The organism is Echinicola strongylocentroti (assembly GCF_003260975.1).
In the GTDB taxonomy this organism is placed as follows: domain Bacteria; phylum Bacteroidota; class Bacteroidia; order Cytophagales; family Cyclobacteriaceae; genus Echinicola; species Echinicola strongylocentroti.
Window position 1 is genome coordinate 441,532 of the sequence record NZ_CP030041.1, and the last position, 21,451, is coordinate 462,982.

At 41.3% G+C, this 21,451-nt stretch carries 20 protein-coding genes; 11 read left to right on the forward strand and 9 right to left on the reverse strand.

Translation table 11 applies throughout. The annotated features are described in order from the left end of the window. The first annotated feature begins 4 nt into the window (after positions 1–4). From hypB to DN752_RS01655, 6 genes are read left to right on the forward strand one after another with little or no spacing between them, the layout of a single operon-like run. Positions 5–706 carry a hydrogenase nickel incorporation protein HypB gene (hypB, locus tag DN752_RS01630; protein WP_112782355.1) on the forward strand — a complete coding sequence of 234 codons (702 nt, stop codon included), beginning with the start codon at positions 5–7 and terminating at the stop codon, positions 704–706. Then, a complete protein-coding gene (hypF, locus tag DN752_RS01635; protein WP_112782356.1) occupies positions 687–2,951 on the forward strand; it encodes a carbamoyltransferase HypF in 2,265 nt (754 codons plus the stop codon). The genes hypB and hypF overlap by 20 nt, the downstream gene beginning before the upstream one ends. Before the next feature lie 4 nt (positions 2,952–2,955). Further along, positions 2,956–3,237 (forward strand): HypC/HybG/HupF family hydrogenase formation chaperone, encoded by a 282-nt coding sequence (locus DN752_RS01640; RefSeq protein WP_112782357.1) that lies wholly within the window; start codon positions 2,956–2,958, stop codon positions 3,235–3,237. Further along, entirely contained in the window at positions 3,234–4,328 is a 1,095-nt protein-coding gene (hypD, locus tag DN752_RS01645; RefSeq protein ID WP_112782358.1) for a hydrogenase formation protein HypD, read from the forward strand. Before DN752_RS01640 ends, hypD begins: the two co-directional genes overlap by 4 nt. A gap of 20 nt (positions 4,329–4,348) precedes the next feature. Continuing rightward, on the forward strand, positions 4,349–5,410 hold the full coding sequence (hypE, locus tag DN752_RS01650; protein WP_245949419.1) for a hydrogenase expression/formation protein HypE: 1,062 nt from the start codon (positions 4,349–4,351) through the stop codon (positions 5,408–5,410). Positions 5,411–5,413: 3 nt separating this feature from the next. After that, complete coding sequence (locus DN752_RS01655) at positions 5,414–6,511, forward strand: NHL repeat-containing protein (protein ID WP_112782360.1); 1,098 nt, start codon at positions 5,414–5,416, stop codon at positions 6,509–6,511. On the opposite strand, the gene DN752_RS01660 is transcribed toward DN752_RS01655, so the two are convergent. The 3 genes from DN752_RS01660 to DN752_RS24655 all read right to left on the reverse strand — a co-directional run bounded on the left by DN752_RS01660 (position 6,500) and on the right by DN752_RS24655 (position 8,444). Then, positions 6,500–7,195: an urease accessory protein UreH domain-containing protein gene (locus DN752_RS01660; protein WP_112782361.1), complete on the reverse strand. Its 696-nt coding sequence runs from the start codon at positions 7,193–7,195 to the stop codon at positions 6,500–6,502. The two genes, DN752_RS01655 and DN752_RS01660, sit on opposite strands and share 12 nt — an antisense overlap. Before the next feature lie 419 nt (positions 7,196–7,614). Then, entirely contained in the window at positions 7,615–8,259 is a 645-nt protein-coding gene (locus tag DN752_RS01665; protein WP_112782362.1) for a DUF7255 family protein, read from the reverse strand. 38 nt (positions 8,260–8,297) lie between these two features. Beyond that, on the reverse strand, positions 8,298–8,444 hold the full coding sequence (locus tag DN752_RS24655) for a hypothetical protein (RefSeq protein WP_170134438.1): 147 nt from the start codon (positions 8,442–8,444) through the stop codon (positions 8,298–8,300). A gap of 174 nt (positions 8,445–8,618) precedes the next feature. On the opposite strand from DN752_RS24655, the gene DN752_RS01670 reads away from it, so the two are divergent. Continuing rightward, positions 8,619–8,951: an Hpt domain-containing protein gene (locus DN752_RS01670; RefSeq protein WP_112782363.1), complete on the forward strand. Its 333-nt coding sequence runs from the start codon at positions 8,619–8,621 to the stop codon at positions 8,949–8,951. Between the two features lie 91 nt (positions 8,952–9,042). After that, positions 9,043–11,406 carry a S9 family peptidase gene (locus DN752_RS01675; protein WP_112782364.1) on the forward strand — a complete coding sequence of 788 codons (2,364 nt, stop codon included), beginning with the start codon at positions 9,043–9,045 and terminating at the stop codon, positions 11,404–11,406. A 174-nt stretch (positions 11,407–11,580) separates the two neighbouring features. On the opposite strand, the gene DN752_RS01680 is transcribed toward DN752_RS01675, so the two are convergent. From DN752_RS01680 to DN752_RS01705, 6 genes are all read right to left on the reverse strand, one after another. After that, positions 11,581–13,386 carry an OmpA family protein gene (locus DN752_RS01680; protein WP_245949420.1) on the reverse strand — a complete coding sequence of 602 codons (1,806 nt, stop codon included), beginning with the start codon at positions 13,384–13,386 and terminating at the stop codon, positions 11,581–11,583. 1 nt (position 13,387) lies between these two features. Next, positions 13,388–14,359, reverse strand: a complete 972-nt coding sequence (locus DN752_RS01685) for a deoxyhypusine synthase family protein (protein ID WP_112782365.1) — start codon at positions 14,357–14,359, stop codon at positions 13,388–13,390. Positions 14,360–14,622: 263 nt separating this feature from the next. Next, positions 14,623–15,264, reverse strand: a complete 642-nt coding sequence (locus DN752_RS01690) for an OmpH family outer membrane protein (RefSeq protein WP_112782366.1) — start codon at positions 15,262–15,264, stop codon at positions 14,623–14,625. A gap of 130 nt (positions 15,265–15,394) precedes the next feature. Then, positions 15,395–16,297 carry a histone deacetylase family protein gene (locus DN752_RS01695; protein ID WP_112782367.1) on the reverse strand — a complete coding sequence of 301 codons (903 nt, stop codon included), beginning with the start codon at positions 16,295–16,297 and terminating at the stop codon, positions 15,395–15,397. Between the two features lie 73 nt (positions 16,298–16,370). Beyond that, complete coding sequence (locus DN752_RS01700) at positions 16,371–16,928, reverse strand: hypothetical protein (protein ID WP_112782368.1); 558 nt, start codon at positions 16,926–16,928, stop codon at positions 16,371–16,373. A gap of 184 nt (positions 16,929–17,112) precedes the next feature. Further along, the gene (locus tag DN752_RS01705) at positions 17,113–17,484 is read right to left on the reverse strand and encodes a phage holin family protein (protein ID WP_112782369.1); all 372 of its coding nucleotides are present in this window, start codon (positions 17,482–17,484) and stop codon (positions 17,113–17,115) included. Positions 17,485–17,667: 183 nt separating this feature from the next. On the opposite strand from DN752_RS01705, the gene DN752_RS01710 reads away from it, so the two are divergent. From DN752_RS01710 to DN752_RS01720, 3 genes are all read left to right on the forward strand, one after another. Beyond that, complete coding sequence (locus DN752_RS01710) at positions 17,668–18,417, forward strand: acyl-CoA desaturase (protein WP_112782370.1); 750 nt, start codon at positions 17,668–17,670, stop codon at positions 18,415–18,417. 324 nt (positions 18,418–18,741) lie between these two features. Further along, positions 18,742–19,104, forward strand: a complete 363-nt coding sequence (locus DN752_RS01715; protein WP_112782371.1) for a BlaI/MecI/CopY family transcriptional regulator — start codon at positions 18,742–18,744, stop codon at positions 19,102–19,104. Positions 19,105–19,109: 5 nt separating this feature from the next. After that, entirely contained in the window at positions 19,110–21,401 is a 2,292-nt protein-coding gene (locus DN752_RS01720; RefSeq protein ID WP_112782372.1) for a M56 family metallopeptidase, read from the forward strand. Positions 21,402–21,451: the final 50 nt, after the last annotated feature.

Sequence of the window (21,451 nt, forward strand, 5' to 3'; positions counted from 1 at the left end):
AAATATGAGCGTAAATAAATCAACAAAAGCAGCGCGTGGATCCGTGCAATGTGAGAATACAAACATCAACTTGCTCAAGGCAAATGACTTTGTAGCTGACATTATCAGAAAAGAAATGGCCAACAGCAAAACCCTGTTGGTAAATATCACCTCTTCTGCTGGGAGCGGAAAGACCACTTTAATGCAAAAAACAGCCGAGAAGCTAAAGGATAAGCTAACGATGGCTGTTATGGTAGGTGATTTAGAGACCGAACGTGATGCAGATCGCATTAAGGAAACAGGAATACAAGCCTTGCAGATTGTAACAGGTGGGATTTGCCACTTGGAATCCCAAATGGTACACCAGGTGCTTGATCAATTCGATCTGGAAAATATAGACCTACTGTTTATTGAAAATGTAGGAAACCTAGTATGTCCCGCTTCTTTTGATTTGGGTGAAGATTTTCGAGTGACACTTATGGCCACAACAGAAGGAGACGACAAACCTAAAAAATATCCTCGGATGTTTTTAACAAGCGATTTAATGCTGGTATCGAAAGCGGATCTATTACCCTATTTACCATTCTCTGTGGAGGCCGTTACTAAGGATGCCCAAGAGGTAAATCACGAGCTGGAAGTAATACAAATATCATCCATAAATGGTGAAGGTATTGATGAATGGTGCGATTGGTTAGTTAAAAAGGTAGATGCCAAAAGACAGTCATAACACATATCAAATCAAGATAAGCGGGCAGGTACAAGGCGTTGGGTTTCGCCCATTTGTTTACAACCTCGCTCTTAAATATCAAATAAGAGGAACTGTCTCCAACAACGAAGACGGGGTTGCCGTATATTGCAATTCATCTAAAAAGAAAGTCGCTGATTTTTTATCTGATATACTTAACCATAAACCTGAGACAGCTATCATTACAACCTATTCAATAATTGACCTTCCGTATATTGAATATAATTCTTTTGAAATACTCCCCTCGGAAATCAATAAAAAAATAAACATTCCCTTAACCCCGGATTTTGCCATTTGTAATAATTGCAAAACCGAACTGTCAGAGGCAGCAAATAGACGTTATCATTATGCTTTTACCACCTGTGTGCATTGTGGACCACGTTATGCCATAACCAATAAATTTCCATTTGAAAGAGCCCATACCACTATGGATGATTTTATTATGTGCGATACATGTAAAATGGAATATAAAGCCCCTACAAACAAGCGCTTTCATTCGCAAACCAACTCTTGTAGCTCCTGTGGTATCCAATTACAATTAACAACGAATTCAGCTGAAGTCATCACTAAAAATCAAATAGATTGTATTGATGACGTAGCCTCATTTATTATTAAAGGAAACATTATAGCTATTAAAAACACTTCTGGATATTTATTATGCTGTGACGCCACAAATCGCGATGCCGTTATTACCCTACGAAAAAGAAAAAAAAGGCCTCATAAACCATTCGCTGTTATTTATTCTTCTTTAGAGGCTGTTAAAAAGGACTTTAATCCCTCCATCCATGAAGAACGCATGCTGCAATCTGGCGTAGCGCCAATCGTCATTCTTCAAAACACCAAAAAAACTGCCATTGCTGTAAATGCCATCGCCCCAAACATAAACCAAACCGGGGTAATGTTGCCTTCTTCTGCACTGTTGGAACTAATAATGCAGAAAGTAGGGCGGCCAATAATAGCTACAAGTGGAAACCTTCATGGCTCCCCTATCCTATCTGAAGAAAAAGAAGCTCGTAAAAAACTGGAAAAAGTTGCTGATTACTTTTTGAACCATAATTTAAACATCCAATTTCCGCAAGATGATTCTGTGGTAAAATTTGCAGATAGCCACAAGCTCGTTTTAAGACGTGCCCGGGGATTAGCTCCTAATTATATAGAAGCTAAAGCAATTTCTAAAGAACCTGTTCTCGCTATGGGAGCACATCTAAAAAGCACATTTACATTTGTTCCTAATACCCAACTCTACGTAAGTCAATATTTCGGAAACTTAGAAAATTTCGATGTATTAGAACGATACAAAACAGCTATTGATCAATATATAGAATTGTTCCAAACCAGCCCAAAAACAATCCTAATAGACCGACACGCTCAATATGAAAGTTCTATTTTAGGGGAAGAATTGGCATCCAAAATAGGTGCCAAGATATATCCAATACAGCATCATAAAGCGCATTTTGCCAGTGTATTGGGAGAAAATCAGTTATTTACTTCAAATAAAAAAATACTGGGCGTAATATGGGATGGAGTAGGCTTAGGTGATGATAACCAAGTATGGGGAGGCGAATTTTTCACCTATCATAATTCCAAAATCGAACGCTTGACGCATTTTGAATATTACGATTGGATAGCAAATGATAAAATGTCTACAGAGCCTCGATTGGCTTTATTTAGCCTGTTGAACGACAAGAATTTAGTGAAGAATAAATTTTCTGAAACCGAATGGAGCATCTACACAAAAACAATTACAAAGAATACGTTAATAACTTCATCAGTAGGAAGGCTATTTGACGCAGTCGCCTCTGCATTAGATATAGTAGATGTGAATACTTTTGAAGCAGAGGCTGCAATACAGCTTGAAAATTGCGCAAGCTCCTATGCTGGTAACCACTTCACCGATTTTTTGGATGGTTTCGATTATGATAAAATTCCTTCCCAATATATTATCGAAACAATAACTAAAACATATAGAAAGGGAGGAGCCAAAGAGCAATTAGCCTATAGTTTTATCTATACACTTGCCATGGCAATAATTAAAATCGCCCAAAAAAACCATATCGATACCATTGCTTGTAGTGGAGGTGTTTTTCAGAACTCACTATTGACTGAAATCCTGATCAAAGAAGCTGAAAAACAAACATTAATATTAAACCTGAATCGTGAATTATCTCCTAATGATGAGAATATTTCCTTTGGGCAATTTATGTACCATCAACATATAAAAAATTAGAATCATGTGCTTAGCAATTCCCGGAAAAATAAAAAGTATCGATCTACAATACAACAATAGTGTCAGAATGGCAAAAGTTGTATTTGGCGGTATTACCAAAGAGGTCAGCTTGGAAATGTTGCCTGACGCTGATATTGGAGATTATGTTTTAGTTCACGTTGGTGTAGCGATAAGCAAGGTAGATGAAGAAGAGGCATACAAAACGTTTAAATATTTAGAAGAAATAGGAGAATTAGGAGAACTTGAAGATGTAGAAGATTATCTTCCTAAAAAAGAAGGCTTATGAAGCATATGAACGAATACAGAGATCCTGAATTGGCAAAGCTTTATCTCGAAAAAATAGCTAAAACGGTTACACAGCCTTGGTCTATTATGGAAGTTTGTGGTGGCCAAACGCATAGTCTTGTAAAGAATGGGATTATAGACATGCTGCCTAAGGACATCACGATGATCCATGGCCCAGGCTGTCCAGTGTGTGTCACCTCTCTAAGCTTAATCGATAAGGCCATACATCTCGCCGTCAATGAAAATGTGATTTTATGCTCCTTTGGGGACATGCTCCGTGTTCCCGGGTCGAAAATAAGCTTGTTGGAAGCCAAGGCTAAAGGTGCAGCTATTCGCATTTTATATTCCCCATTAGAGGCTGTAAAAATTGCCGGAGATAACCCAGATAGAGAAGTCGTATTTTTCGCTGTAGGCTTCGAAACTACCGCACCAGCAAATGCCTTGTCAGTAATTCACGCACATAGAAAAGGACTATCCAATTATTCTATTTTGGCTTCACATGTATTGGTGCCACCGGCAATGGAAGCAGTGATTAACGATAAAGAGAGTAAGATTGATGGTTTTTTGGCGGCTGGGCACGTTTGCACGATCATGGGTAATGCAGAATACTACCCGTTGTCCTCTCAGTATAAAGTCCCTATAGTGGTGACAGGTTTTGAGCCAATAGACATACTTCAAGGAATACTCATGGTTGTTCGGCAATTGGAACAGAAAAAATATGTGGTTGAGAACCAATATGCCCGTATTGTACGTGAAGAAGGGAATACAGCTGCACAAAAAGTAATTTTTGAGGTTTTTGAAATCAAAGACCAAACGTGGCGAGGCATAGGCACCATTCCTAAAAGCGGTTATGCCGTTAAAGAAAAATATGCTTCTTATGATGCCAATAAAAAATTCAGCATTACAATTGACGAAGCACCGGAGCATCCAGAATGCATATCAGGAGAGATCATGAAAGGCATAAAGAAGCCATTTGAGTGTCCGCAATTTGGCAAAAAATGCAAACCCTCTTTTCCCCTTGGTGCTCCAATGGTAAGTAGTGAAGGTGCTTGTGCTGCATATTTTCATTTTTCCGGTTCGGTTGAAGTCTAATCTGTTTTAAATCATTAGAAATGCCTGATTCAAATAAATTACGAATGCAATTAACCTGCCCAATGCCAAAATTGGACTTTGATATCATAACGCTTGGACATGGCAGTGGAGGTGTGTTAACCAATAAATTACTTGATAGTGGTGTTTTTGATCTGCTGACCAATGATATACTTGAAGAAAGACATGATGGTGCGATAATAAATATGAATGAAAAAATAGCTTTCTCCACGGATAGCTTTTTGGTTTCTCCTATTTTTTTTCCTGGCGGTAACATTGGGGAGTTGGCGGTAAATGGCACCGTAAATGACCTAGCGATGTGCGGTGCAGTTCCCAAATATTTATCCTTGAGCTTTATCCTTGAAGAGGGATTAAAAATGACTGAATTTTGGGAGGTTTTGGTCGCTATTAAATTCGCATGTGAAAATGCCAATGTAAAAGTGGTCACAGGCGACACTAAAGTAGTGGAAAAAGGAAAAGGGGATAAAATATTCATCAATACCTCTGGGATCGGCAATGTGCATCCTAAGGCCAATATTGGCAAAACCCGAATACAAATAGGCGATAAAATAATAGTGAGCGGAAATATTGCAACACATGGTATGGCTATTATGTCTATCCGAGAAGGATTAGAGTTTGAGTCCACTATCCAAAGTGATACCACCAACCTAAACCACACCATTATAAATTTAATAGAACAATTTGGCAACGATATTCACCTATTAACAGATCCGACAAGAGGAGGTATTGCAACGGTATTAAAGGAAATTGCTTTGACTTCGGATTTTGGAGTTGATATTTTCCAAAGAGACCTACCTATGGATGATCAAGTAGCAAGTGCCTGCGAATTACTGGGAATAGACCCGCTGTATGTGGCCAATGAAGGGCTATTTTTAAGCTTTGTAGATGCCTCGATAGCTAATTCATTTTTAGAAGTACTACAAAATGATAAGAATGGCAAGAATGCAAAAATCATTGGCTCGGTGGTAGATACGCACCCTAACCAGGTTATTTTAGAAAGCTCTATCGGCGGCAAACGTGTGGTGAGTATGCTGCCCGGAGAACAACTACCTAGAATTTGTTGATATATGGATTATTCTACTTTAGGCGATAACATTGCTAATGCCTATGTTTTCAGAGGGGCTAAGCAAAAGTCATTTTTAGCTCCAAGAGGGGTTTTCGTTGCCAACAATAAGCTATTTGTGGCTGATACTGGCCAAAACCGTGTTTTCATTTGGAATAGCATTCCTTCATCAGAATTTCAAGAACCCGATGTTATTTTAGGGCAACTATCTATTGAAGATGCTGGCAGAAACGCTAATTCTAAAGTCACTTCTAAAACATTGCATTACCCTTCTGGAGTATGGAGCAATGGCGAGAAATTGGTAGTTGCAGATGCTTGGAATCACCGGGTGTTGATATGGCATACCATGCCAACAAAAAATGCACAGCCTGCCGACACTGTTTTAGGCCAACCAGATTTTGAGAGTAATCATCCAAATGTAGAAGGTCAAGCAGCAGATCCTAAAGCCAATACACTAAATTGGCCTTATGGTGTTTTTTCAGACGGAAAGAGCCTTTGGGTTGCTGATACTGGAAATAGGCGTGTTTTGTTTTTTAATGAAATCCCGCATAAAAATTTTGCGCAAGCTGATAAAGTAATTGGCAAACCAACTTTCACTACTAGGGATTACGAAAGTGGAAACGACCCGGTTTGGCCATATTCTGTTAAAGTGAATAGAAAGGGAAATCTAGCCATTGCCGATACCCAGCTCTATCGAACTTTGATCTGGAACGATAAAAACGATGCTTACAAGCAACCAGCAGATGCCATCATAGGACAGCGTGACTTTGATAGTGCGGGTCAAAATCAATTTAGACTTACACCTGAAGCCAACACGTTAAATTGGACGTATGATGCTTGTTTTTACAAAGAAGGGATTTTAGTATGCGATACAGGCAACAGTAGAATATTGGCATTTGATACTATCCCTAAAGAAAACGACATGAGAGCAAACGCCCTCATCGGCAGACCGGATTTCAATACTAGCAGCGAATACAAAGACAATCTCCTTGGCACCAACGCTGCTATTTATTGGCCCTTTTCCATCACTACACATGGTGACAAACTATTTATTGCAGACACGGGAAACCATCGGTTAGTGATAGGTGATTTAAAAACTTAAATACAACCAATAAATCCCCACAACAACCGCAAATCCCCCACCCAGAAAGCGAACTCCTGTAAAAAAATGCTCATTGTATTGGTGTTTGGTATGAGTCACAATTTTGCCTAAAATCAATGCATATACTGACATCGCTAAAACAGTACCGATTGCAAAACCAATAATATATTGTCCCCCTTCAAAATTGCTTTCAAAACCTAATACAGGCAACAATAATATAAAGTGAGCAACGCCAGCCAAGCCATGTAAAAGACCTATGCCTAGAGAAGAAAAATAATTTTGTCTTACAGTTTTGTCGCTTACCTGCTCCTCCTCTCCTACTTCACGTTTATAAAGGTGTACATGTGTATCAGCATTATGCTCTCTACGCAAGAGCAGGAGGCCATTTTTCTTGTTAAAAATACGGAACAATGCCCAGAGACCTACTCCAATTAAAACAAAGGCAACCAATTGCTCGCTATATGCTGAAATAGCTTCTATAGGAATCACATCTTTAAATAAGAGGAAAAGAACGCCGATGAAAAGCATCCCCATCAAATGCCCAAATCCCCAAAACAGTCCTATTTTCCATTTCTTCTTTTTGGTTTCTACAACCAAAGGTGTCACGGCTGCCAAATGGTCTGGGCCAGAAATAACATGAAGTACTGACGCTATAGTACCAGCAATTAGAGGGCTGATTATCATATTTCTTTCAAAAATTTATTTTTAATGATCAGCACCGTCCAGTCTGATATCAAAAAAAGTAGTTAACTAACTAGTATTTAAATTCGGATAATTTGATTATTCGCTTTCTCACCAGTGGATTTTATTTCTCACGTAACGCGCAGAACACCCAGAATAAAATAAGGCTTTTCTCGGATTTCCTTGGTTTCTATGAGCACCTATTTACTATCCCTGTGATTACTGGTGTCATCGCGGATATACCTATCGGCTAATATACTAAATTCCATAATATGAGTACAGGCAAATAAATTTTACTGGCCTAATAAACAAAATAAACGAGCACCTTACGTAAATATTCTAAACCGGAGAACCATTCTATGGGATTTAATATTCTGTGGAAAAGTATAGGTGATTTATGAATTTGTACACTTAACATCCAATCAAACGGCTTTTCGTTGCAGCCAGTTTAAGATCGCATTATAATTTTCCTGTTTTGGATTCATCAGCAGCTGATCGATTTTTTTGAGACTGCCTCCCGTCATGATATTTTCATACATCGGAATACGGATGATCTTATAGCCGTGTAGCCTACTCAACAGGTCGTACTGGGCATCGTTATAAGCATTTAGCTTCCACCCTGCTGCGCCATTCCCTGTAAGATCTCCCGGATCCATGGACTCTCCAAAGCATTTCGCAGCGATGGGTGGACCATTCCAAATTCTGTCGTGCAGCCCAGCCTTATGACATTCCCGTTCAAAAGTCCTGCACAACCGTTTATAACTGTCCAGCCAAGAAAATGTAAACACTTCATAAACCGCTGTCTTTAAAGTAGCCATTCTATAGCGGTTAAAATGTACAGCATCATCATAGAGAAACAAAAATCGATCTATTCTGAAATCAAAGCGTAAACGGTCCAGCAAAATGGGCTCACCTATTCCTCCAAGGCTCTCAAAAAGGGCCATTTGTAAAGAACGTGCTTTTTCATCCAGTAATTTCCCATTGACCTCCAACCGAAAGTCCTCTTCCAGTTCCACTTGGTTTTCCAACAATACGTTAATGAGATTTTGAACCTTTAATTGATGCAATGTAAGAAGTGATTTTTGCGAATGATGAACATATCAGTTTATTCCTTGTCATTGGTGATTCGCTCTTTTAGGTTGCCCTTAGAGCCTGGAAAGGTCGTCTTTGACGATATATCCAAACCAATCAAAATCATGATGATCAAGAAAATGATGCTAACAATAAGAAATATTTTTTTCTTTTTTTTCATATTGAAATCTTTTCGGCTATTTTTCCAATATAAATTCCGCCAAAATTACTTTAAACTTTACGTTTAAAAAAACATAAATTGCCTCTTGCTACATTTGATGGTGACAATCTATGACAAATTAAGCTTAAAGCAACTTTGAAAACCAATAACTCATAATCTATTATTCAACTACTCATGTACGATCTAATCAATAAGGACGTCATTTTCCAGTTTTTAGGGGATGATCCTGAGCTCATCCGTCCTATGCTCGAAATGGTCCTCAACAACAGCCTTCCCGAGCTCGATCAATTGGATGCGCTTTACCAAAAGTGCGATTATGAGGAAGTCAGGATAAAAGTGCACAAAGCAAAATCCGCCATAGGATACGTGGGTGCCACCTCCACCAGAAAACTCCTTCAAGAAATCGAAAAAGATGTACCCAATGTCTATCCGAAAAATATCCACTCCCTAAAACAAGATATCGAAATCATTAAAAAGGAAATCACCCATTTTTTAGCAGAAATTTAGTTTTAATTTATTCAACATCTTTCACAACCATTTAAACTTTTTGACTTGCAGGATTTGGACTTCTTGATCATATTGGAAAAAAATCCCGAATATGAGAAAAGTCTATCTACTGTTTTTAATCGTTTTTGGCACCATTTTAACTTCCAGTGGCCAAGAGTCTCCCCTTTCTGTGGAACAAATAATGCAAGACCCCAAATGGATGGGAACTTTCCCGTCAGACATCCGCTGGGGAAAGGACAGCCAAACGATCTATTTCAATTATAATCCCGACAAAAATCCTGCTGACTCGCTTTACAAAATCAACCTTTCTTCCCCAGAAAAAATCCTTAAGGTGAGCAATGAAGAAAAAAAAGCCCTCATCCCTTCTCATGGGGATTTTAATAAAGAGAAAAACCTCAAGGTCTACACACGAAACGGAACATTGTATCGCTACGACTTTCAGAAAAACAAAGAAGAGCGTCTCCTTGACCTCGGAAGTAGAATATCACAGCCTGAGTTTCTAAAAGATGAGGATTTGATTGCCTTTCAGCTATCTAACAACATCTTCACCTACCAACTATCTACTGGCAAAATCAATAAACTCACCAATATTACCGATAAAGAAAAACCAAAGGACCAGCAGAAAAAACTATCCGAAAAAGACAATTGGTTAAAGAAAGAAAACCAGGAACTCCTCCAAGTAATCCAAGAACGCGAAAACAAAAAGGAAAAGAGCAAAGCCTATCGAGAAGCTACAAAAGATGTAGAAAAATTCACTTTCTATACCGAAAAGAAACGGCTGACAAACCTCAGGATTTCTCCCGACGCAAAATTCGTCACCTTTAATTTAATCACCCCTTCAGAAGAACGGAAAAACACCTTTGTCCCTGATTACACAGACGTCACAGGATATACCACGGATCTTGACACCCGCCCAAAGGTAGGCGATGAAGCCTCCAAGGTGGAAATGGCCATTTATAACCTAGTAAAGGACACGGTCTATTATGTCCAAACGGACAAGCTCCCCGGCATCAAAGACCTTCCAGACTATGTGGTAGATTATCCAGAAAAAGAATGGGAAGAAACCATTCGTCCGATCATTCCTTCAGGCCCCTATTTCTCTTCTGAGAGCAAAGCAGTGGTCAATATCCGTTCTACAGACAATAAAGACCGCTGGATCGCCCTGCTCCACTTGGAAGACGGGACGTTAAAATCGCTTGACAGACAGCGCGACGAGGCATGGATAGCGGGCCCTGGCATAGGTTACAGTTTTGGAGGAGGTACTTTGGGCTGGCTTCCTGATGACAAGCATATTTACTTCCAGTCAGAAGCTACGGGATATTCCCACCTTTATCTATACAATATCGAAAACGACCGTAAAATTGCCCTAACTGAAGGTGACTTTGAGGTCTTTTCTCCAGCGCTTTCACAGGATGCCAGGCATTGGTACCTGACCACCTCGGCTGTTCACCCTGGCGAGCGCCATTTTTACAAAATGCCCGTAATGGGTGGGGATTTGGAACAGCTTACCGCTAAAGAGGGCAATAACAAGGTCAGTCTATCACCTGATGAAAAACACTTGGCCATCTTGCACAGCTACAGTAACCAGCCTTGGGAACTATACCTTAAACCAAACAGGGATAAGACCATGGCGACCCAGCTTACCACAGGACAAAGTGATGCGTTCAAAACCTATGATTGGAAGGATCCTGAATTGATTCATTTTAAGGCGCAGGACGGTACAGAGGTGCCAGCTCGGCTCTATAAACCAAGTGGTACTGCTAAGAATGGTGCCGCGGTGATATTTGTCCACGGAGCAGGATACCTCCAAAATGCCCATAAATGGTGGTCCAGTTATTTTCGTGAATACATGTTTCACAATTTACTGGCCGACTTGGGCTATACCGTTCTAGATATAGATTACCGAGGAAGTGCCGGATACGGCCGGGATTGGCGAACGGGCATCTACCGTCACATGGGCGGCAAAGACCTTTCTGACCAAGTGGATGGAGCCCAATACTTGATCAATGAACTCAATATTGATTCGGAAAAAATCGGCATTTATGGCGGCAGCTATGGTGGGTTCATCACACTGATGGCCTTATTTAACGAAGCTGACACCTTCACTTCAGGAGCTGCCTTGCGCTCAGTAACGGACTGGGCACATTATAACCACGGCTACACGTCCAATATCCTCAACGAACCGACCAATGACCCCATTGCCTATCGCAGGAGTTCGCCGATCTATTTTGCAGAAGGCTTGGAAGGTCACCTGCTTATCGCCCATGGCATGGTCGATGTGAATGTGCACTTTCAGGATGTAGTACGTCTTTCCCAGCGCTTGATCGAATTGGGAAAGGACAATTGGGAAATGGCCGTCTATCCAGTGGAAGATCATGGTTTTGTAGAGCCCAGCAGCTGGACAGATGAATACAAGCGTATCCTCAAACTGTTTAATGACACACTATTGGATTAGTCAGACAAGGAAATCCTTGCCGAAGGAGGTCGGTGCTTGAGGGGGTATGGAAAGGTGCGATTTTTCACCTTAACCCTAGCCTGCAGCGTCGCCCTCCTTACCTAGCTGTCGAGCTACTTTATATTCACCCTATTCCTGATTTGTAAGCCGCCTGCATTTTTCCCAATTCACAACTTAATCGATCACCACCATTTCCACTCGTCTGTTCTTCCCTCTTCCTTCAGAGGTATCATTATCCGCGATTGGCTCACTCCCGCCCAATCCACGAAGCATGATCCGCTCAAACTGGACACCATTATCCACCATATAATCCCTGATAGTAGCTGCACGTTCCATCGAAAGCTGTTTGTTAAGGGCAGCATTGCCGACATTATCAGTATGGCCTTCCAATCTGATTTTCTTGGATGGGTTCTCCTTCATAAAATCCACTAATTGATCGATATAGGTCAAGGAATTTTGATCGGCCAGTTCGGCTGTTCCTTTCATAAACAAAACCTCTTGTAAAACCAAGCTCGTTCCCTTATCAGCGGGAGTAAGCATCACCAATTCCTTTTCTCGCAAATCAGCCACTAAAATCGTCTCTGGAAGGTAGTTTTCGGATGAGATGGTTACTTTAGCGGTGTTTTCCCGCAAAGGAAGTTCTTGGGCTCCTTTTAAGCCTTCTTCGACTCCTACTTTATCCCCGTTTATCTTCTTAAAAGTCACTTTAAAGGGAATTTCAGCATTGGTGTTTTTATCCAAGGCACTGACCTTGATCAGCGTATTGAGCTGGGGCGCTTCTGTCACCGCTTCCTGGACTTCCGCCCCTTCCTTCACCAATTCTTCTTCCGCTATCCTTTCTTCTGCCAGCTCTTCTTGAGCCCTTTCCTGAACCACTTCTGCTACCTGCTCTTGCGCCTCTTCAGTAGCAAAAGGTACATTTTCTTCCTCTTCCGGCAAGGCGGTCACTTCTGAGACCGTTTCTTCCACAGAAGCCTCTCTGGTCACATCGGCCGTGCTGGCTGGACTAGAGGTGTTATCACTTAAGGGAAAACTGGCTGCCAGGAAGCGTTCATCTTCTGCAGGGATGACTTCCTCCAAAACGATTTCTTCCTTCCTTCTCATCAAAATATCACCATAGCCCTCACTGTTTTGGGTAGTGGTCACAAATGCTGTATAGGGGCTGTTGGGATCGATAAAATAGGAGAGTTCTACCCCTCTGGAGTTAATATCATCTTTTAGTATTTTGGGCTGGCTCCATCGCTCCCAAGAATCATCGAGTCGCTGTGAATAATAGATGTCCCTGCCTTCGCCTGTGCCGTGTCCATTGGAAGAAAAATAGAGCACTTGTTTGTCATTGGATAAAAAAGGCGTCATTTCCTGCTCATAGCTATTGACATCCGCACCGATGTTCTTTGGCACTGACCACTTCCCCTCAGATTGCTTAAAACTCACATAAATATCTTCATTCCCAAAGGTCCCATACGTATTCATGGACATGATCAGTATCTCTCCTGAGGGATGGAGCCGGGCGCTAAAACTTTTACCATTATTTTTAAAACTGCCAAAATCCAGCTGGTATTCGTATTTCCAGTCTGTCTCGCCCGTGCGGCGGTAAAGGTGGATGCCATGGGGTTTCTTCTTACCATCATGATACACCAACGCCGTATTATCATCTGGAAACCCAATGAACAGGTCGTAGCCCGTGGTGCTCAAACTGGCCACGGGTTTAGCTTCTTGCCATTGGTTAAAATCATCTTTTTTGCTGTACCACACATCCCCATAGTCCCTACTTCCTCCAGTATTGTCCGGATGAAAGGCCACGCTGAGGAACAGTTCTTCCCGCGAGGAAAGCACAGGCTGCTGCTCATCATAGGGGGTATTGACCTGCTTGAGGGCATAGACCCCTTGAGCAAAAGATGGTGTAAATGCACAAAAAGCAAGCACTGGAACCGTGCTTGCTTTTAGAAATGTTGATGTAAGTTTTTCTACTAAGTTCATTTTATTGGTCTAATACAATCGCAAATACTAATGGCGCCACAATGGTCGCATCAGATTCGATGATGTATTTTGGTGTGTCGATCCCCAGTTTTCCCCAAGTGATTTTCTCATTGGGCACGGCTCCTGAATAAGAACCATACGAGGTAGTCGAGTCAGAAATCTGGCAGAAATAGCCCCAAAGCGGGACATTATTTCGCTGCAAATCCTGATGAAGCATCGGCACCACACAGATCGGAAAATCTCCTGCGATACCTCCTCCTACTTGGAAGAAGCCAACAGTGCTGTCTTCCTTGGCATTTTCAGTATACCACTCCGCCAAATACATCATGTACTGAATACCGGTCTTAACGGTATGGAAATTTTTCACATCACCAGTGATCACATGCCCTGCAAACATATTGCCCAGTGTAGAATCTTCCCATCCCGGTACGATAATCGGAAGGTTCTTTTTGGCTGCTTCAAGCAACCAACTGTTTTTAGGATCGATCTGATAATGTTCTTCCAGCTTGCCAGAAAGCAGGATCTTGTAGAAAAACTCATGGGGGAAATAGCTTTCGCCAGCACGGTCGGCTTTCACCCATTCCTCCAAAATGACATCTTCTATCCTCCTCATCGCTTCCATTTCTGGAATACAGGTATCAGTCACCCTGTTCATGTGTCTGTCTAGCAAATCCTGTTCCTCTTCTGGAGAAAGCTGGCGATAATGCGGCACTCTTTCATAATAATCGTGCGCCACCAGGTTAAAAACGTCTTCTTCGAGGTTTGCTCCAGTACAGGTGATGATCTGCACCTTGTCCTGACGGATCATCTCGGCAAGTGAAATCCCCAATTCCGCAGTGGACATGGCACCGGCCAGGGTCACCATCATTTTTCCGTTATTGTCCAAATGGGCCTTGTAGCCTTCTGCTGCATCGATCAAAGCGGCAGCGTTAAAATGTCTGTAGTGATGTTTGAGAAATGCTGTTATTTTCATCAAGAATAATGTTTACGTCCTCACTAAAATTACTGATATTATCTGATACAAAAAAAGCCCGGAACGCCCGGGCTTTTGATATTTGTCAACACGGTTTATGCATTAGGAGACGTCATCACCTGTCCCTATAGCTACGCCCACATCTCCATACTAAAACGAAGTGGCTGACTCTATCCACCGCGACAGATCAGGTCGCAATACCTGTGCTCCGTGGCGTAGATAGGCTAATGCATATTCCGGGTTCAATGTCCCCTTAGGGTTGATCATTCACCTTCCACAGCAGTACTGTCATTTTTTGACTGGGTAGAAGCTGCTGTATCTCCTGCCTTATAGGCTTCATTTAGGCCTTTGGTTACATCTTCTGTCACGTCCAAGGCTTCATGGGCATACCATACGCCACCACCCCGAGTATAGCTCAAGACAACTTCCAAGCCATTTTCGTCAGCATAGCCTTTCATAAATTCCTGAATCTTATCGTATACCTTATTGTACAGATTGGTTTCATCAGCCGAAAGTTCCTGCATAAGGTTATTCCTGTACGTGCGTAGGTTTTGTTCCTTTTTCATCAGATCTTCCTGCTTTGCCCTGGACTGATTGGGTGTCATGTTTTGCGCAGATTGCTGAAAATTGGCCACTTCCTGCTCGAAACCCTGTGCCCTATTCGCCAATTCACCTTCATAGCGCTTACCTTTTTCGGAAATTTCTTCAGACTTATCTTTAAAAAACTGATAGTTGTTGATCACGCTATCGGTATTGACATAAGCAATTTTCACTTCGCTCATGTCGATCGTGCTACCGCTTGATTGGCCAGTAGTGGTTGAAGTAGATTGGTTCCCTTGATTACAGCTGGTCAGTACCACCGCTGCCATTCCTAAAATGCCTAATGCTTTGCTAAATTTTCTCACTTTTCTTGTTTATTATTTCAACTTGCCGCAAATATAAACAAAGTTCGCATTCTACAAATTGTTATTTCGGTTATTGATTATTTGTTCATCTTGTATATTGCAAATGACCATAACATTATAGGTATGGGGATCAAAAGAATAGCTCCTGCGCCAATCGGTAGGTATTGGCATGCGCTTCGATGATATGGCTGATCTTTTCGGAGTATCCTCCTCCCATACAGCACATCAAGGGAATTTGGTTTTGATGTGCCAATTCCAAGACAATCCGGTCGCGCTCCTTGCATCCCTCAATGGATAAGCCCAACCTTCCCAGCTTGTCAGTAGCCAATACATCCACACCGCATTGATAAATAATAAAATCCGGCGCTACCTGGTCTATCAAGGGAAGTAAGTTTTTTTTCAAGGTTGTCATGTAGAACTCATCCCCCACTTTGTCGGGCAAAGGAACATCCAAATCCGAGTTTTCTTTTTGCAAGGGGTAGTTGGCAGCTCCATGCATGCTAAAGGTAAAGACCTCTCCTACCTCTTGGAAGATTTCTGCGGTGCCATTGCCTTGATGAACATCCAGGTCCACGACAAGCACTTTTTGGGCAAGTTGGTTTTTTATCAGGTAATTAGCTGAAATACCTATATCGTTCAGCAAACAAAACCCCTCCCCTCTGTCCGAAAATGCGTGGTGGGTTCCTCCAGCGATGTTCATGGCTATTCCATGCTCTAATGCAAACAAGCACGCCTTCACAGAACCATCCATGATGTGGACTTCCCTTTCTACCAGAGAAGAGCTCAAGGGAAAGCCTGTTTTCCTTATCTCGGATTTGGTAAGTGATAGCTGGGTAAGCTTGTCCAGGTAACTGCCATGGTGAGGACCACGGATCCAGTCCATTTCCAAAAAACTGGGCTCAAACAGGTTTTCGGACAAAATGGTACCTTCATAAAGCAGCTGCTCGGGCAATAAATCATACTTTTCCATGGGAAAGCGATGTCCAGCAGGTAATGGGTGGGCGTATTTGGAAGACCAAGCTATCTTTAACATAGCGGACAAAATAAAACCGTTTGCTGGGTTTCAACAAACGGTTTGGTCAAATAGTTTTCTAAAATCGCAAAGATCATTCTTCAATATCCTCTGACTGAAACGAATACATCGTATCATCCAGCTTGATAGTATCATCGTTAAATTCCTTTATAAACTTACTGATCACGGTATCATCGATATGGTCCACATGCAGGGCCACATCCACGCCCATCCCAAAGTCGTGATTGGTATCGATATCGATAAACTCCTGCACTTTCACGGCCTCTTCTTCTTCCAGATCCATGATGATCTCTGTAATAAACCACCCAATTTCCTCTTCATCATTATCCAACGGTTTGAGGTTTCCGTTTTCGTCCTCCTCATAATGAATCCCCTTAAAATCAGGAAATTTCTGTGCGGCCTTATGCTCGGCCAACTCATAAATTTCGCTGGAATGATGGAGTCGTAGTGTATAGAGTGCTGCATCATATATTACCTCTCTACCCTCAAACATTCCTATAAAGTAAAAGTTAACAAACTCGTCGTTATTTCCATCTGATGGAATCACTTTATAAGCCTTTCCAGAAGCTCTCAACTCTTCTTTTAGGGCCTTGATCGTCTCGGGTTTAAACCCATCATTTTTGTATAACATATCTATTTCAAAAGGGTGTATTAACTAATAATCTCATTAAAATGATATAAAAATGCACATCCTGAACTGTACCTATTTGCAACCAACCTTTTATAAGTAATTAAATTACAATTAATTACAATAAAAAAAAATGATTGCACAAAAAATTCAGAATATCATCTTATACCTACAATTACCTACCGGATCACCTGTCATTATCCAATAATGACACGCCAAAAATGGCATTGATAATGGACAGAATAAAGCTAAACAGCAACGCCCACCAAAAACCTTCCACCACAAATCCAGGTATGATCTCTGCTGCAAATAAAATGATGAGCGCATTGATCACTAACAAAAACAAGCCCAAAGTGACAATGGTTATTGGAATGGTCAGGATGATCAAGATAGGCTTAATCGTATAGTTTAATAAGCTGATGACCACAGCGATCAGCACCCCTATCCAAAAATCCTCTACATAGACTCCGGGAAGCAGATAACCTGTGATAAGCACGGCTAAACCCGCCACTATCAGCTGGATAAGTATCCTACCCCAATTATTGCCTTCTTTGCTCATAGTTCAATGATTTATGATTAAACATAAATGTTTGTGCATAATACCAGTTTAAAAAGGTTTATACAATAAAAATTTAATCAAAAACCATGAATTATATCATGTTTAACAAAATTTATCGACACATGCACAAATTTTACGATTTAAGAAATTATCTTTGTATTCTTCAATCAACAAAAAATTCAAGTGATATTAATAGTATTCTTCCTTCTTCACTGGTATTTCTCGCTGTTTTGCCAGAGTTTCTTTCTGCACAGATACGCAGCACATCAGATGTTCATCATGAACAAATTCTGGGAAAAGTTCTTCTACTTTTTCACGTGGGCATGTCAAGGCAGTTCATACCTGTCCCCCAGGGCTTACGCCATTCTTCATAGAATGCACCACGCCTATAGTGACACGCCAAAAGACCCACACAGTCCCCATCATACAGAAAACCTCTTCACCATGATGTGGAAAACCAAAAACATCTACAACGAATATTTCAGCTTTAGGTTAAAACCTGAAGAAAGGTTCTCCAAAGATGTACCTGATTGGAATAAGTTTGACCTTATGGCTGACAGTATGTTTGTCCGAGTGGCTTGGGGCCTGCTATATGTCGCCATCTATGTTCTTAGTATCACCGTATTCGAATTGCCAGGCACACATTGGTGGATGTACTTCCTGTTACCTATCCACTTCCTGATGGGCCCCGTTCATGGGGCTATCGTCAACTGGAGCGGACACAAATACGGTTATGCTAACTTCGACAATAACGACCAATCCAAAAATAGCTTGCTAATGGATGTGCTTATGCTTGGTGAATTGTTCCAAAACAACCACCACAAGCTACCAAACCGGCCAAACTTTGCGGTAAAATGGTATGAGTTTGACCCTACCTATCCTGTGGTAAAGCTCCTTCATTTTACACGAATTATAAAGCTGAGAACTACCTAATAATAGTCAAGACATTTTAATTTATTTGAAAAGGACTGCTCTGATAAAGCAGTCCTTTTTTTGTTATCCATAAAATGGAAACCATAATTATCACAATGGCCGATCCGTATTGGATAATCTCTTTAACCCGGATTTTAGGGCTTTCGGTGACTTACTTCTATCTATAGTATTCCATATAGGTCTAAACAACTCAGTTAACTATACAAATAGTTGTTAAACTAAATCTTTATTAGTAAATTAACCCTTGCCAATAAGAAGACAGTCCCTTACTTGTTATTTTCAAACTAAATGATTAAGTTGACACAAAAAACATATTAGACCATAATGAGAGAGTTAACAAGAGCAGAAGAACAAGTCATGCAGATTTTGTGGGATATCGAGAAAGGCTTCGTCAAGGATATCCTCGCAAAGATGTCCTCGCCCAAGCCCGCTTACAACACGGTATCTACCATCATCCGAATTTTGGAGAAAAAGGGATTTGTAAAACATAAGGCCTACGGGAAATCCCACGAGTACTTCCCTATCGTCTCCAAAGACCAATACCGAAGCTTCTCCATCAAAAATTTACTGACAGGCTATTTTGGCGGTTCATTTTCTAAACTGGCTTCTTTCTTTGCCAAGGATGAAAAATTGGATCTTAATGAGTTAGAGAAATTAATGAATGAAGTAAAAGACGATGTAAAATAAACTAGATGGCACATCTAATCGACTATATATGGCAGAGTTCCTTCTGCCTGTTATTTTTTTTCGGGATATATTGGTGTTTTCTGAGAAGGGAAAAGGTATTTGGCTTTACACGGGTATTTTTATTGGTCACACCTGTTTTGGCCTTGCTGTTTCCCCTAATCGAAATCCCTGTGGAGTTTTCAAAACCTACCATATCACTGGAAAACACAGACTTTTTGCAGTATTTAACGGCACAAGAGGCCAAGGATGACATCGTAGCAAGTTATGGACTCCCTGAAGTAACCGTAGAAAGCACCAAACTCCCCATTCTTTTGGAATGGAAAGACTATTTGTTCCTGGGGTATTTGGCGATTGCACTTTTGCTCACCTGTAGGCTTTTATGGCAATTCCTACAACTGAGGCTACTCACCGAAAAAGGCTGGTACCAAACGGTATTCAATTTGAAAAGCAGTTATTTTTTGATACCTACCTTTGGTCTGGCACCGGTATTTTCGTTCTTTAACAGGCTCTTTTGGGACGATAGCCAACAGCTAAGACCCGAAGAAAAAGAGCATATCATCAAACACGAAATTGAACATATCCGTCAGGGACATTCCTGGGATATGATGTATTATCAAGTATTGAGTATTTTGTTTTGGTTTAACCCTGGTATCCATTTGATGCGGAGTGCTTTGATCGACACCCACGAATATTCGGCAGATGCCAATGTCGTCAAGCAAACCGCAAACAAGGACACCTATACTAATCTCATTGTCAAAATAGCATTTAAGGGACTGGATCTTCCTGTTGGCAACTATTTCATTAGATCGACAACCTTAAAACGCATTATGATGATGAAAAACAACAAAAAGACCAATTGGTTTAAATTACTGATGGTGGTGCCCCTGACGGCTATGTTATTGGCACTGGTCTCTATGAAGACCATTTCTACTTCCAGTTTCTTTGACACAGGGTCCAGCATGAGCTTGGCCAATATGAAAGAACTGATCGAGCAAGCCCAGGACACCATCAACGTGAGCACAAGAGTGGTGCATATCCCCAATCCAGTGCATTACGAATATGTTTCATCCCTAAAAGATGGCAAAGTCACTGCCCAGCTGGGAAACCTACAGTATGAAATTGGTGACATTTCAGATGACGAGGAATATGCTGATGTGATGGAAATGATCAATATTTTCAAACAGCACAGCAGCTTTATCAAAAACTACAACACACCCGATCTCCAGAAGACAGCGGATGAAATGCCCGAGGCAAAAGGCGGAATGGAAGCGTGGAACACGTTTCTAGCCAAAAACCTCAAGTACCCAACAGAAGCAAGAAAACTGGGAATGACCGGTGATATTTACATCGAGTTTGTGGTAAGCAAAGAAGGCAAAGTCCTACAGCCCACTCTTAAACGATCTTTGGGCATGGGCTTGGATGATGAGATTTTGAGAATTTTCTCCTTGGAAAGTATGCCTGAATGGAACCCAGGCATCATCGATGGGAAACCCGTCAACACGCTCATGGTCCTTCCGATCAGGTTTAAGCTTCATGGGGAAGTAGCCAAGTCGAAGTCATTCTTTGGCACTCCCTCCTACTCATCTGACAAAGAGGTGTTTGACATAGTAGAAAAAATGCCCGCGCCACAAGGAGGCAAAGACGGCTGGACAGACTATATCTCCAGAAACCTAGAATATCCTAAAAAGGCCATGGAGAATGGCGTCGAAGGGACAGTTTATATCACCTTTATCGTGGACAAAGACGGCAGCACTCGGGATCCTCAGATTTTGAGGGGTATAGGCAGTGGTGCTGACGAAGAAGCCATGCGTTTGGTAATGAACTCCCCCAAATGGTTTCCCGGTGAACAAAATGGTTCCAATGTCCCTGTAAAAATGAGGCTTCCGGTCAAGTTTGAACTGGACGACCGAAACAAACCCGTCAAATCAAACAAACTGGATGAGGTCGTCGTAGTGGGATATGGAACGGTCTCAAAAAACAAAAACCCCTCCCCTCAATTGAACTTTAATAAATTTGATGAGGGCAAAGAGCCTTTATTAGTGATCGCTGGTGTGAAATATCAAAAAGAAGAACTTTCCAACCTATCACCTGAAGACATCAAAAGCATCAATGTACTTAAAGAGAAGCCTGCCCTTGAAAAGTATAAGGAAGAAGGAAAATACGGCGTAATCGAAATAACACTAAAAGAAGGAGTGGAATTGCCTTTAAAGAAAAAAGAACCTGCTAGCAATACCCTATCCCCCGCCCAAGACCAGCCTAAATTGGCCATTTGGCAGGGATCCGATCTTTATGATTGAAAGCCCATACACTCCATAATAAGCACTTAATCCTGGTTTATGCATTAGCC